Origin of the sequence: Psychrobacillus sp. NEAU-3TGS (assembly GCF_029955155.1) — a bacterium.
Taxonomy (GTDB): Bacteria; Bacillota; Bacilli; order Bacillales_A; family Planococcaceae; genus Psychrobacillus.
Window position 1 is genome coordinate 137,157 of record NZ_JAPNOZ010000004.1, and the last position, 14,402, is coordinate 151,558.

Consider the following 14,402-nt stretch of genomic DNA (forward strand, 5'->3'; position numbering starts at 1 on the left):
TTTTTCTCTTCAAAAAAAATTAGCTTTTTACACGGAAAGAAGAGGGGATAGCAGGTTGTGCTCCCATTTGGGTAACAACGTATGCTGATATATTCGTTGCATATAAAATGCTGTCCTTTATGGAGCTCCCTTGGCATAGACCTACAGCTAAAGCGCCATTAAAAGCGTCCCCAGCACCAGTCGTATCTTTTGCAACCACTTTGTTTGCTTGAACATATCCATGCTCAAAGTGGTTCATGTAATAAGCCCCTTTAGCGCCTAGGGTTACTACCACTGCTCCTACACCTTTTTGTAATAGTGAAGAGCAAGCTTGAAACAGTTCCTCTTCCGTTTCTGTTTTCATCCCTGTTAGTATTGCTAATTCGGTTTCATTTGGTGTTAGTATAGAGATTTTACTCAATAATGAATCGCTAATTTGTTGAGCAGGAGCAGGATTTAAAATAATTGGTACGCCATTTTTGGAAGCAATGTTAGCAGCAGTTTCGACTGCTGACATAGGAATCTCCAATTGTAGAAGAAGGACTTCGCTCGAGACTATTCTTTCTGCATGTTGCTCTATCTGTTCTGGTGTGACGAGAAAGTTTGCACCTGGAAAAAGAATAATCGAGTTTTCGCCCGAATCTGCCAATTGGATAATTGCTTGTCCTGTAATACCTACGTTTTGCACTGCGGCAATATTTACACCTTTGTCTTGCAAATTTTGCTTTATCTGTTCACCAAAATCATCTGCACCAACATTGCCGATGAAGTGAACCTTTGCTCCTAGTTGACCCGCAGTTACAGCTTGATTTGCTCCTTTTCCACCGAAGAACAATTCATGTTTTGTGCTATGTAATGTTTCACCAGCTGCTACAATATGTGACACTAGATAGACAAGGTCGATATTGGTGCTTCCTACGACTGTGATGTTCATGTTTTTCTATTCCTTTCATGGACTACAAGGTACTTTAATCCGCACTCATTTGTTTTACAGCATGGAAAAATTGCTCAACAAACTTTTCTCTATTGATTGTATGCAATACCTTCACATTATGTGGAAGTCCAGTTTGTTGGGCATAATCTACAATTGTAGTTCCAGCGGTATATTTTCCTTCTAATTCAACTGCAACGTGACAGTTGTCCCCTTCAAAAAGCTCGGGTGTTAGTACATAAGACACTGCACACAAATCATGTAAGTGTATCTGGTTTTCAAAATTAGGTGCATGAAATGCAGTTTGCTTAGCTGAATGTATGTAAAAGCGAAGCATTTGACTAACTTTTGAAGCAAAGTCAGAGCCTATTGCTTCCATTTCATTTATCTCTTCTATTGTAACGTATGCTTTATGCGTCACATCCAAACCGCTCATGACAATTGGAATCCCTGAACGGAAGACAATATCTGCTGCATGTGGATCGACGTATACGTTAAATTCTGCAGTGGGAGACATATTTCCTCCAACAGCAGCCCCACCCATGTAGGAGATATACTTAATTTTCGATTTTACCTCTGGATGTGCTAATAGTAATGCACCGACATTTGTTAAAGGACCGGTTGCGATAAGTATTATTTGTTCATCGCTAGATAATAGAGTTTCTTTCATGGCTTCAATTGCTGGGCGATTACTTACTTGAATAGTTGGTTCTGGAAATTCGACATTGCCAAGTCCATTCTCGCCATGCACTTTATCGGCAATTTCAAGCTTGCGGAAAAATGGTTTATCGAGACCTCTTGCAATTTCTATATTTTTTTTCATATAGCTGGTAAAGGTAAGTGCATTGTGAATCGTTTTTTCTTGTGTTTGGTTGCCTGGCTCTGTTGTGATTAGTTTAATATCTAGTTCCGGATGTGCAAAAGCAAGCGTTAATGCCATTACGTCATCTATTCCTGGATCACAATCAATAATTACTGGTATTGTCATTTATCTACACCTCTTATTTAAAATGTTCCATGCTTTCACTGATTATAGTATGTTTAAAGACTACTTCTTCAGAAAATGTGCAATTTAGGTACAACTACAGAATCAATTACTAACCTAAATATTTAGAGTATTGCAGGCGATTACGTTTGTCAATTTATTTTCTGGTATTTTACAACCATAAAGAAGAACAGACCAATTCATTAAGAATTGGTCTTCTTTTTATAGCTGAACATTGGAATAGATAGTTTGTTCATATGGAAAGTAAGAGTGAGGAATCCATCTGAAGTTCGCAACTACAAATACTACGCCAAAAGCTGAATTCTATATTACTAATAAAAATTTACAAAATATTTACTTGACGTATTACTGACATATTCATTAGTTAAAGTATGTTTATCAGCAAGTTAGTTGATCTTTTTCAAAGCGTTTCAAATCTAATAAAAGGAGTGTATTCATGCCTATTCATACATCATTTAATCCGAATGGTAGACAAGAACTGAAATATGGCATCACATATATAGATTATATGTTATTAAAAAATAGACTGAAATATGTGATGAGTTTAGATACCCATTCTGGTCCAACAGGAAAATATTTAATTCGTTCGTGTTATTTTGATAACTTTGAAAACAAAGTAATGAACGAGAAAAAGGAAGGTTATTTAACTAGAGATAAATATCGTGTTCGTATTTATGGAAAAAGTGATGGGATTATTAATCTTGAACGGAAAAGTAAGCGTAATAATCTAACTTTTAAATCTAAGTGCAATATGACGAGGTCAGAATTTGAAAAAATTCGTATCGGTGATATTCAGTGGATGGAAAAAGATAATCGCCCGTTAATTTGTGATTTGTACTCAGAAATGACTAGAAACTTAATTAAACCTATGGCAGTAGTAGATTACGAAAGAGAGGCTTACGTTTATTTATACGGAAATGTAAGAGTGACGTTTGATAGTAAAGTGCAAACAAGCATACGGAATACGGATATGTTCAATAAGCATTTACCGATGGTAGACGTACTTGATCCGACAGAGGTCATTTTAGAAGTAAAGTTTGACGAGTACTTACCGGATGTTGTGAAAATGATGCTTCAAGGTATTAATACGAAACATGAGGCTTATTCCAAATATCAGTTAAGTCGTATGTATATATAAGGTAAATAATCAATCAGTTGGGGTTCTTCATCCCTAGCGAGATAAAATTAGGAGGAAATAAAATGGCAACTTCAACAACTTTTACAGATATTTTCAAATCAAGCTTTATAGAAAAAACAACTACCTTTTCATTAACTGATTCACTAATAGGTCTGATTTCAGCATTTCTATTGGGGATAGTTATTTATTTAGTTTATAAGAAAACATTTAATGGAGTAATTTACTCCCATACATTCAACATCTCACTGATGATTATGACAATGGCAACATCGCTAGTCATCATGGGTATCAGTCAAAATGTTCTATTATCACTTGGTATGGTCGGAGCGTTATCTATCGTTCGTTTCCGTACGCCGATTAAGGATCCAATGGATTTAGTCTACTTGTTTTGGTCGATAATTGTAGGGATTTTATGTGGTGCAGGTTTTATTCTGCTTGGAATTGTCGGCACAATCTTGATTAGTTTGGTTATTATCCTATTTGCAAATAAAATTGTAGTGGAAAATCCATATTTATTAGTTGTGAAATTTGCTAATGGTGAAGCAGCAGATTCTATTGATCAACTATTAAAAAATTCAACGAAGAAATATGCATTAAAATCAAAATCTCATATTTTAGAATATGAAACGGAAGTAACGTATGAAATACGTGTGAAAGAAAATGATACAAAAGTAGTTTCCGATATTTCACAAGTAAAAGGTGTTTCTTCAGCAGTAATGCTAAGCTACGATGGTAATTTTACAGCATAGTTGAAAACAAAGGTCTGTAAAATTACAGGCCTTTGTTTTATAGGAGGTAATAGGATGAAGAAAAAAATAGCACTACCGTTAATATTATCGGTAGTTTTGATTGCAAGCGGATGTAATGAAAAGAGGAATACAGAGAAATCTGTGGATACGGAAGCACTAATTTCCCAATATGTAGATTATGATACAGAAGATTACTACACTGCCTGGGAAGATGATATATTTACCAAAATAACTTTAAATAATGAGGCAACAACATTTGACGGCTCTGGTGGCGTTATTATAAATGGGCAAAATGTAGAGATTCATACATCTGGTACTTATGTATTAGAAGGAACCCTCTCTGATGGTCAAATTAAGGTTAATACAGAGGATACTGGAAATGTACGCTTAATATTAAATGGTGTAGAGATTACTTCATCTACTAATGCAACAATTGATATCGAGCAATCTGATAAAACGATTATCTCACTTGAAAAAGGTACAGAAAATAATTTAACGGATGCAACATCCTATGTTTATGAAGATGAAGCAAATACAGAAGTCGGGGCGGCTATTTTTAGTAAGGATGATTTAGTCATCAATGGTACTGGTACATTGACGGTTAATGGTCAATACAAAGATGGAATAACGAGCCGTGATGATTTGATTATTACAGGTGGTACTATTAATGTAACTGCAGTCGATGATGGTGTTATCGGTCGCGATGTATTTGCAATGTCTAATGCTACGGTTAATATAACTGCAGATGGCGATGGTGTAAAATCATCCAATGATGAGGATGAAGGTCGAGGAAATGTAGTTCTCGAAAGTGGTTATTTAACAGTGGTAGCACAGGGTGACGGTATACAAGCCGAAAAGGAAATTATAGTAATCGATGGGGAGTATTCCATTAAAACAGGTGATGGAAGTCCAGAGGTTGTGTCTTCATCAGAATCAGGCATGGGAATGGGCGGTGGCCCAGGTGCAGGAGCGATGCCAGAAATGGGGATGGATTTCAGTTCAATGACAGATGACGAAGTAGAGGCATTTGTTGAGAATATGGAAAGTATGAATCTCCCGATTGATATTTCAACTGAAATTGAAGGCATGACAACAGAGGAAATTCGAGCGTATTTAACAACGACTTTAGAATCTATGAGGCCTCCAGGCGGTGGTGGAATGGATCGGCAAAACTCAGGGGGTAGTGAATTACCTGAAGATGGACAACTTCCTGATGAAAGTGCTGAACAAAATACTCCACCAGAAAGAAATTCAGAAGATAATAACACCAGTACTTCGAGTGTTGATACTACCAGTCAAAAGGGAATAAAAGCAGGAACAAATTTAAATATTGTAGGTGGTTCAATCACAGTTGATACAGTGGAGGATGCACTGCATAGTAATGGAGATTTAACCATTCGAGGTGGAGAAGAAAATCTTTCAACGGGTGATGATGCTATACATGCAGACGGTAAGGTATTTATTGCTGGTGGTGATATTACAATATTAAAAAGCCTAGAGGGTATAGAAGGTACTAATATTGAGATTTCGGATGGTTCCATTCATCTTAAGGCAGCAGATGATGGTGTCAATGTAAATGGTGGTAGTAGTATGAATGAGATGTTTGGGGCTTTTGATCGAACCTCCACTACAACAGAGACTGAGGAAATAGAAGAAGATGACTCTTCAATAGAGAATGGCCAGCTTACGATTTCTGGAGGATATCTATACGTCGATGCAGATGGTGATGGATTAGATTCTAATACAAATATTACGATGACGGGTGGAACCGCTATCGTTTATGGTCCAACCGAGAATATGAATGGGACATTAGATTATGATGGAACATTTTTAATGCAAGGCGGAACATTAATAGCTTCTGGTAGTGCAGGAATGCCGTTAGGTGTATCTGATGGATCAACACAAAATACGATTATGATGACATTCGATGAGTCACTTAAAGCAAACACACCTGTTACTGTAACAAACAGTAATGGTGAACCGATTATCACGGTCGCACCTGAAAAAAATTATCAAATGATCGTAATTAGTTCTCCAGACTTAGAGCTAAATGAAGAAACAACTTTAAGTCACGGGGGTACTATAACAGGTGAAATTATTGATGGGGTCTATACAAACGCCACTACCACAGATCCAACAGGTAGTGTGACCTATTCTCCTACAACAGTCATGACTTATTTAAATAGTAGTGGAGTGACAGAAGAAGGCTCTTCTACGATGGGCGGTGGAATGAGAGGTAATATGCAAGGTGGAGGGGGTTTTGGTAGAGGCCAAGAGCGACAACAACCTGACAAAACGGAGGATGCTACAAATGAGTAGTTCAATGTAGGCTCAATTATGTAGATATAACGAAGTATACGAATGACTTCATGAGAAAACAGCCTTCCAAGTCGAAAACTTCGATTTGGGGGCTTTTCTTTTTAAGCTGCCAACATACGGAATTCAATGTATGTAAATCATTTAATTTGGTGAGATTCCGGCCGACATTTCTCTGACTTAAATAGGTGGTATAATGTAAGAAATTTAGAAACTCTCAGGTAAGGGTGTGCTAGGCGGATGAAAAAAATATTAATAGTCGAAGATGAGTTTGCCATTAGCCAAGTACTGAAAGCGTATTTAACGAAACAAAATTATGAAGTAGTACAGTGCTACACTGGGGGAGAAGCAATAGAGGTATTTGAAAAGGAATGTCCTGATCTAGTATTGTTAGATATAATGCTTCCTGGGAAAAACGGCTGGGTTATTTTAAAAGAAATTCGTTCTCTAGGGAGTTGCCCAGTTATTATGTTAACTGCATTAGGAGATGTTAACTATCGCCTAGAAGGCTTTGGCGAAGGTGCAGATGATTATATTACAAAACCATTTATTGCTGATGAAGTTGTCGCAAGAGTAAAGGCGGTATTGCGAAGGGTATCTAGTGAAGAACCATCAACTATCAACTTTGGTAAGCTTCATATAGATTTTATTGGTCATTCTGTATGGCTAGATGGAAAAGAAATATTTCTTACACCAAGGGATTTGTCAGTATTACTATTTTTGGCTAAGCAACCGAACCAAACATTTACTAGAGATCAGTTAATTGAACATATTTGGGGATGGGATTACGACGGAAGTGACCGAGCAGTTGATTTATCTATAAAGCGTCTGAGAAAAGCACTCGCTGATTGGTCGGAAGATGAAGGCGAGATTAGAACATTACGAGGATTGGGGTATCAATTCAATGTTAGACAAAAATAAGAGAGTGACTCTGTTGTCGTATTGGACAAGTAGATATTTATTAACATTAATAATAGGATTGTTAATAATCTCTTTTATTTCAGCACTATGGATACGACATACGACACTCGAAAATCGTTTAGAAATGATGGAGTTTATGGCAGAAGAGATGGTGAATCGGATTACTGATGTAAGTATGCCTGGAATTCCTCCAAATGAAAGAGTGCCAGATTTTGCTGAAGATCGGTTTAGGATGCAAAATATTAACCCATCCATGTACATAGTCAATACGGATGGAGAAGTAATATCAAGTAATTTTCCATTAAAACAAGGGGAGCAAAGGACATTTAGTCAATTAATAAGTGGAAAAGATGAAATTGAAACATTTATTTCTCCCGAAAACAATAAAAAATATTATTCGGTAAAAAGGAAAATTGAGATAGATGATGAGCTTGTTGGCTGGATATTGATGGTTGAGTCAAAAGAAAAATTAACGATGGTTAAACAAGAGTATGGCCAGCTAGCTATATTGATAGTTGGACTTGCATTGCTTGGCTGGTGGGCTATATATTTTCTGTCGAGGAGATTAGCGCATCCGATAAAACAAGTAGCAGAAGCAGCTAAGCAAGTGCAAAGTGGTAACTATGAAATCAATTTATCGGACCATATTAAGGAAAAAGAAGTATACGAGCTTGTTTCTTCATTTAAACAAATGGCAGGACGGTTAGAGCAATTAGAAAAAACAAGAACTGAATTATTAGCAGGTGTGACACATGAACTAAAAACGCCAGTAACGTCGATTAGTGGATTATTGCAAGCGGTAAATGATGATGTCGTCACTGGACAAGAAGCAGAAGAGTTTATTCGAATGGCGCTTGTTGAAACGACCAAGATGAAAACAATGGTCGGTGATTTACTAGCGTTCAATTCCTTTGCAGTAGGCGCGGTACCTGTGGAAATTTCTCGTCTAGATATTGATAACTTTATGAAAGAATTAACTACTCAGTGGAAAGCGATACAGGAGCAATCAAATGTAGTGGTGAACCTACAATTACTTCATAAAAAAGTAATGATTTCTGCTGATTTAGTTCGTTTACAACAAATCATGACCAATTTATTAACAAACGCAGAACAAGCAATATCCGGGATAGGTGAAATAACAATCTCGCTTTCTGAAAAAGGACAGTATGTATCTGTCCTCGTTAAAGATTCAGGATCAGGAATACAAATTGGAGAGCAAGCTTTTATCTTCGAGCGGTTCTTTAGAGGAGAAAATAAAAAGTACGGTATTCGCGGGCTTGGTCTAGGATTGCCTCTGAGTAAAATGATGGCACAATCGATTAAAGGTGATTTACATTTAGTTGAAAGTACAGAAAAAGGCACATGCTTTGAATTGCTACTATTAAAAGAAGGCTAACGAGATTCCGTAGCCTTCTTTCTTCATATTTACTTTTTTAATTTACATAATAATACATCAACCATTTAAAAAAACAAAACAGAAATCAGGAGAGAATAGTGCAAAAGGGGAGAAATATGGTATGATAAAATTAGTAACTGGTACTAATAATAGGTATAGTATATTAGCATAATAAAATGGAGGTTCATATGAAAGACTTAATCCAATTGAAAGATAAGAATATTGTAGTTATGGGAGTTGCCAACGAGCGTAGTATTGCATGGGGAGTAGCAAAATCTCTATTTGATGTTGGAGCAAATGTTATTTTCACGTACCGTAAAGAACGTTCTTTAGGAAAACTTGAGAAAGCATTAGCGAATAATAACTTTGAAGCAAAGTTAATCGTGGAATGTGATGTTAATAGCGATGAAAGCATTAAAACTGCTTTCGAAAAAATTGGAAACGAAGTAGGGGTAATTCACGGAGTTGTCCATTCTGTTGCGTTTGCCCATGCTGAAGATTTGAAAAATGATTTCCTTCAAACAACGAGAGATGGTTATGCATTTGCTCAAGATACAAGTGCTTACTCTCTAATCGCAGCAGCTCGTGAAGCAGCGCCATTTATGACAGAAGGTGGCTCTATTGTAACGATGACTTACTTAGGAGCAGAGCGCGTATTAGAGGGCTATAACGTAATGGGAATTGCGAAAGCATCATTAGAAGCATCTGTTAGATATTTGGCACTTGATCTAGGGAAACATAATATTCGCGTGAATGCTGTTTCAGCGGGAGCAGTACGCACACTAGCAGCAAAAGGAGTTTCTTCTTTTAATACAATCTTGCATAAAATCGAAGAAACTTCACCACTTAAACGAAATGTAACGGCGGAAGAAGTTGGCGACATGACAGTTGGACTTCTAGGAAACTTATCTCGTGGAGTAACAGGGGAAGTCGTTTACGTCGATTCCGGTTACAATATTATGGGATAACCATTAGAAATCTTTTATAGTTGAACTACCCCGTAAAGTTAGAAATTAATCTAATATTTACGGGGTTTTATGCTTTATAAAAATTATATAATTCTATAAAAAAAGTGGTTAACTTTTTAAATGTAACACAAGTAAGTTATGTCATTTTTTGATCGAGCGTAGTATAGAGAAACTGCGTCGTAAAAATCCTATAATACGTCCGCTAAGATTTCCGCTCTGGGCGGACGCTTACCGCGGGGCGGGCGGTGAGCCTCCTCGTCGCTAATGCTCCTGCGGGGTCTCACCTGTCCCGCTGATCCCGCAGGTGTCGCCGCCCTGCGCTTCAATCAATTGAACTTGCTGACTAATCAAAGGTTTTCACCCATAGAATATGCAACATAGTACTAGATTTAGTGCATCTATACAGAGTAAATAGTAAACTCTATTGGATTGTAGCGAAAGGGCGGCGACTCCAGCGGGAAAAGCGTCAGCCGAAGACCCTGGACTGAGCGTAGCGAGGGAAGCGGCTGAGGCAACGCCCGCGGAAAGCGTCCGCCCTTGCAGTGGAAATCCCAGCAGACACTTCATTCCACTCTCTACGACGCATTTTCTCTATTAAGTGCGGCACCCTATTAATATTTATCATAGGAAGAGATGGGTGCTTTAGCGCTTTGTTCTGGCTTAATTTATAGTGATTAAGAAAGAAGTATTAGTATTTATAAAGAAATAGTTGGCTTTTAATTTATAAGGTATATTCTATTTAATCAGTGGAACATCTCTTTTAAATATATGAATATTCATGAGCAGTAAGCTTAAAATCATCAATGGCAACCCAATTACTATTCCTAAATGAAAGGGTTCCTGTAAAAAGAAAATACCTAAAGCGATTGTGATAAAAGGACTGACAAACGTAACCATTGATGCAAGAATAGGTCCTCCAATTGAAATAATTTGATAAAAAATAACATAGCCAAGCCCAGCGCAAAGACAACCTAATACGAGAAGTGGTAATATTGTTTCCCATGTTCCTAAGTGTTTATATGCATACGGTTCCATAAAGGCACTAATAATCCCATTTACAATGGTTGAAATTAAAAGTGTCCAAAAACCTAGTAGAATTGTAGGGATGCTTGTATAATACTTTTTTATCCATATAGAATTTAATGCGTATGCCATTGTAACAGCGAACATAAGAAAAGCGTGGAAAATGGAAAACTGAACGCCAGTAGATTGACTAGAAAAAAGTATTAACACGGTAACTGCCACAAATCCTATTAACAGGCTGATTGTTTGGTTCCAAGAAGGCTTTGTTTTCAGAATAACTATGGAAAATAATAAAGCAAATAAAGGTGTAGTGGCATTTAATATTCCGCTTAAACTTGTATCAATTCCTTGAAGAGAGAAGGCCATAATATTCCAAGGGATGGCAGCACCTAAAGCTAGCACGAATACAAAAAATGGACGAATTTTCAGATGCATTCGATTTTTTTTGAGTAATATAAATGGTAAAAGAGCAACTAAACCAAATAAGCAACGAAAAAAAACAATAGTAGGGGGCTTAAAAACATCTAAAAGCTCTTTTGTCCACATGAATGCAGACCCCCATAAAAAACTGAGAACGATTAAATAGATGATCGACTTCATTATTTGTTTACTCGAAAAGAATGGGGAATAGTAGGTTGTGCACCCATTTGTGTAACAACAAATCCTGCAACTTTTGATGCATATAAAATGCTTTCTCGTAATGAGTTTCCTTGACGTAAACCTACTGCTAATGCACCGTTAAACGCATCACCCGCGCCTGTTGTATCTTTTACTTCTACTTGATTTGCTTGTACATATCCATGTTCATTGATATTCATATAATAGGAACCTTTTTCTCCTAATGTCACGACAACTGCCCCTACTCCTTTATGAATCAATAGAGAACAAGCTTGGAACAGACCCTCTTCTGTGTTAGTTTTTAACCCAGTTAGCATCTCTAACTCGGTTTCATTTGGTGTTAGTATGGAAATTTTACCTAGTAATGAATCACTTATTTGTTGGGCAGGTGCTGGATTTAAAATAATATGTATCCCTTTTTGTGAAGCGATGTCTGCAGCAGCCTCGACCACAGGTATAGGAATTTCCAATTGTAAGAGAAGAACGTCACTTGCTTCTATTTTGTCTTTTGCTGCGGATATTTGTTCTCTTGTAACAAGAAAATTTGCACCAGGAAATAGTACGATAGAATTTTCTCCTGAATCCGCTACTTGAATAATGGCTTGACCAGTCAATCCGATTTTTTGTACAGCCTCGGTCTTTACCCCTTTTACTTGTAAGTTTTGCTTTACTTGTTCCCCAAAATCATCTGCTCCGACGTTACCTATAAATTCGACATTAGCCCCTAATTGACTAGCAGTTACCGCTTGATTGGCACCTTTTCCTCCGAAAAACAGTTCATGTTCTGTGCTGTGTAATGTTTCTCCGGCTTTCACGATATGTGGTACCGTGTATACAAGGTCTATATTTGTACTGCCTACAACAGTAATGTTCACGTATTATTTCGCTCCTTTCATAAACTGTGCTGTGCTAAAATTGCTTCGATTAATTGCTGCTTTGATAAAATGCCTGGAGAGAAATCAAGTAATTTTGCCATTTGGGCAACAGCGGGAGGTTTTAACATACTTTTTTCTAAAACTTCCGTATTATAAAAGACTTTTTGTGCATTGTCATCGGCTACTAATTGTCGGTTTGCCATTACAATAATGCGTGTAAAATAGTCTGTTACAAACTCCATATCGTGCGTAATTGTAATAACAGATTTCTGCTTTTCTTCTAACACTTGAAGTAGATTCCCTAAAACTTGTAAACCAATTTTATCTTGTCCAGCAGTAGGTTCATCCAAAATGATAATATCTGAATCCATAGCTAATACCGATGCTATTGTTACAAACTTTCTAACAGAGTAGGGTAAGTTATAAGGATTTTCTTCTGCGAACTCAGAGATTCCACATAATTTCATCGCCCAATCAGTAAGTTCATTTACTCGTTCAGGTTCAAATCCCATGTTTTTGGGACCAAAACGAACTTCAGATTCTACATCATTATGGAATATTTGATCATCCGGATTTTGGAAAACATAGCCTACTTTTCTCGAAACTTGTGCTGTTGTGTGATTTTTTGTATCCCAATCTCCTACTAGAACAGAGCCTTCTGTAGGTTTTAATAATCCATTCATTAACTTGACTGCTGTCGTTTTTCCTGCCCCATTTTGTCCTACAATGGCTACACGTTCTCCAGATGTGACAGAGAGTGTAAGGTTTTCTAGCGCCTTTGTTCCATCTGGATATGAAAAGCTAACATTAGTTAGATGAAGTTCAGTCATGTGCAGCTACCTCCGTTCTATTTAAAGCATCGGCTAGTTCTTCATCACGAATTGGTAGGAAAGTAAGGGGGATACCTGATTGCTGTAATTGAAGAGCAATTTCTGTAACATGTGGATATTGAATTTGATATTTTTCAAACTCAGGATCCGCAAATACTTCACGAACAGGACCTTGCATAACAAGTTCTCCTTTGTGCATAACAAGTAGATCATCCGCATATTCTGCGATCAGATCCATCTTATGTTCTACTAAAACAATTGTCTTTCCACGCTCTTTCATCAGCCGTATAATTTCAAATATTTGTTGTGTACCAATAGGATCGAGTTGAGAAGTTGGTTCATCTATTACTAAAATTTCTGGATCCATTACAATAATAGACGCAAGGGCTACTCTTTGCCTTTGCCCACCTGAAAGTTCAAATGGATTTTTGTCTCGTAAATATTCGATTTTGACAAGTTTTAGTACTTCTTCTACTCGAACTTTAATTTCTTCGACCGGAATGCCTAGGTTTTCTAAACCGTACGCTACTTCTTCAAATACATTGTCTTTTACTCCCGACACTTGAATGAATGGATTTTGAAATACATATCCTACTTTTTCTCCAAGTTGCCCTAATTGGTAATCTGTTATTTTTGTTTGATCGATTATTACTTCTCCATCTAATTCTCCCTTATAAAAGTGGGGGACAAAGCCTCGTATTGTATTACATAATGTTGTTTTTCCAGAGCCATTATTGCCGATAATTGCAGTGAATTTTCCTTTTTCAATTGAAAATGAAATATTTTTTAACACGGAGTCATCGCTGACTGGATAGCGGTAAGATACATTTTTTAAATCAATCATAGCTGTCATAAGAAAAACCTCCATACAATTAGACCAATAACAACCAATGCAAAGACAATTGGAAGAGCTCGGTCCATGTTACTTTTCGATAGTTGGTGTAAGCTTGTTTTTTTGACGGGAGCAGAAAATGCCCTAGATTCCAATGTAATTGCTCTCTCTTCTGTTCCTGCGATAGAAGATAATATAAGCGGAGTTAGCGTTGGTATAAAAGCTTTAGCACGTACAAATATGGAACCTTCCGTTTCGACACCACGTGTTTTTTGCGCTTCCATAATGGTATTTGCTTGGCGACGCATTTCTGGAATGATTTGAAGGGTTGATAATACGACATATGCTCCCATCGGTGGCAATCCTATATCTTCTAATGATTTCACGAAATCACGTACTTCTGTCATTCGGAAAAATAGAATAAAAGCAGATCCAATTGCAAGAATCCGGGATGTGAGTAATAGACCATATTTTATTCCTTCTTGTTTTATTTCAAAGATGCCCCATTCCCAAAGCACATTTTCCCCAGGATAGAAAAACATTTGCATAATGAAGATGAAGATTAAAACAGTAACCAAAGCTTTAATAACGATATTGAGGAACTCTTTTGCAACACCGGCAAGCATTGCTATTAGTATTAAAATAGGGAAGATGGCAAAAGAAAATATATATCCAGGCGATATGAGCACTACCGCAAAGATAAAGAGAGTGAAAAAGAACTTTGTCATTGGATGAAGTTGAAGTAATATATTTTGTTTCAAGTTACATACGCCCCTTATAAAAATAATTTCTTCCCGTTCAAGAAATGAATAGTTAAACG

Annotated in this window: 13 protein-coding genes; 6 read left to right on the plus strand and 7 right to left on the minus strand. The window is 36.9% G+C overall.

The window, feature by feature from the left end:
* Nucleotides 1-19 precede the first annotated feature (19 nt).
* Together rbsK (OR571_RS01580) and OR571_RS01585 are read right to left on the minus strand one after the other, a co-directional pair.
* A complete protein-coding gene (gene rbsK, locus OR571_RS01580) occupies nt 20-913 on the minus strand; it encodes a ribokinase (RefSeq protein WP_282241117.1) in 894 nt (297 codons plus the stop codon).
* Nucleotides 914-947: 34 nt separating this feature from the next.
* Nucleotides 948-1,898: a nucleoside hydrolase gene (locus tag OR571_RS01585; RefSeq protein ID WP_282241118.1), complete on the minus strand. Its 951-nt coding sequence runs from the start codon at nt 1,896-1,898 to the stop codon at nt 948-950.
* Between the two features lie 454 nt (nt 1,899-2,352).
* On the opposite strand from OR571_RS01585, the gene OR571_RS01590 reads away from it, so the two are divergent.
* The 6 genes from OR571_RS01590 to fabI all read left to right on the plus strand — a co-directional run bounded on the left by OR571_RS01590 (nt 2,353) and on the right by fabI (nt 9,404).
* Nucleotides 2,353-3,054, plus strand: a complete 702-nt coding sequence (locus OR571_RS01590) for a polyphosphate polymerase domain-containing protein (RefSeq protein WP_282241119.1) — start codon at nt 2,353-2,355, stop codon at nt 3,052-3,054.
* A 62-nt stretch (nt 3,055-3,116) separates the two neighbouring features.
* On the plus strand, nt 3,117-3,803 hold the full coding sequence (locus tag OR571_RS01595) for a DUF4956 domain-containing protein (protein ID WP_282241120.1): 687 nt from the start codon (nt 3,117-3,119) through the stop codon (nt 3,801-3,803).
* A 54-nt stretch (nt 3,804-3,857) separates the two neighbouring features.
* Nucleotides 3,858-6,122 carry a carbohydrate-binding domain-containing protein gene (locus OR571_RS01600; RefSeq protein WP_282241121.1) on the plus strand — a complete coding sequence of 755 codons (2,265 nt, stop codon included), beginning with the start codon at nt 3,858-3,860 and terminating at the stop codon, nt 6,120-6,122.
* A 237-nt stretch (nt 6,123-6,359) separates the two neighbouring features.
* Entirely contained in the window at nt 6,360-7,040 is a 681-nt protein-coding gene (locus tag OR571_RS01605; protein WP_282241122.1) for a response regulator transcription factor, read from the plus strand.
* Nucleotides 6,979-8,436 (plus strand): HAMP domain-containing sensor histidine kinase, encoded by a 1,458-nt coding sequence (locus OR571_RS01610; protein WP_282241123.1) that lies wholly within the window; start codon nt 6,979-6,981, stop codon nt 8,434-8,436. The genes OR571_RS01605 and OR571_RS01610 overlap by 62 nt, the downstream gene beginning before the upstream one ends.
* 188 nt (nt 8,437-8,624) lie before the next feature.
* Nucleotides 8,625-9,404 carry an enoyl-ACP reductase FabI gene (gene fabI / locus OR571_RS01615; protein WP_282241124.1) on the plus strand — a complete coding sequence of 260 codons (780 nt, stop codon included), beginning with the start codon at nt 8,625-8,627 and terminating at the stop codon, nt 9,402-9,404.
* A gap of 735 nt (nt 9,405-10,139) precedes the next feature.
* Here fabI and OR571_RS01620 read toward each other — a convergent pair.
* From OR571_RS01620 to OR571_RS01640, 5 genes are read right to left on the minus strand one after another with little or no spacing between them, the layout of a single operon-like run.
* The gene (locus OR571_RS01620) at nt 10,140-11,027 is read right to left on the minus strand and encodes a DMT family transporter (protein ID WP_282241125.1); all 888 of its coding nucleotides are present in this window, start codon (nt 11,025-11,027) and stop codon (nt 10,140-10,142) included.
* A complete protein-coding gene (rbsK, locus tag OR571_RS01625) occupies nt 11,027-11,920 on the minus strand; it encodes a ribokinase (protein ID WP_282241126.1) in 894 nt (297 codons plus the stop codon). Before rbsK (OR571_RS01625) ends, OR571_RS01620 begins: the two co-directional genes overlap by 1 nt.
* A 17-nt stretch (nt 11,921-11,937) precedes the next feature.
* Entirely contained in the window at nt 11,938-12,750 is an 813-nt protein-coding gene (locus tag OR571_RS01630) for an energy-coupling factor ABC transporter ATP-binding protein (protein WP_282241127.1), read from the minus strand.
* Nucleotides 12,743-13,603 carry an energy-coupling factor ABC transporter ATP-binding protein gene (locus OR571_RS01635; protein ID WP_282241128.1) on the minus strand — a complete coding sequence of 287 codons (861 nt, stop codon included), beginning with the start codon at nt 13,601-13,603 and terminating at the stop codon, nt 12,743-12,745. Before OR571_RS01635 ends, OR571_RS01630 begins: the two co-directional genes overlap by 8 nt.
* Nucleotides 13,600-14,343: an energy-coupling factor transporter transmembrane component T family protein gene (locus OR571_RS01640; protein WP_282241129.1), complete on the minus strand. Its 744-nt coding sequence runs from the start codon at nt 14,341-14,343 to the stop codon at nt 13,600-13,602. The genes OR571_RS01635 and OR571_RS01640 overlap by 4 nt, the downstream gene beginning before the upstream one ends.
* Between the last annotated feature and the right edge of the window lie 59 nt (nt 14,344-14,402).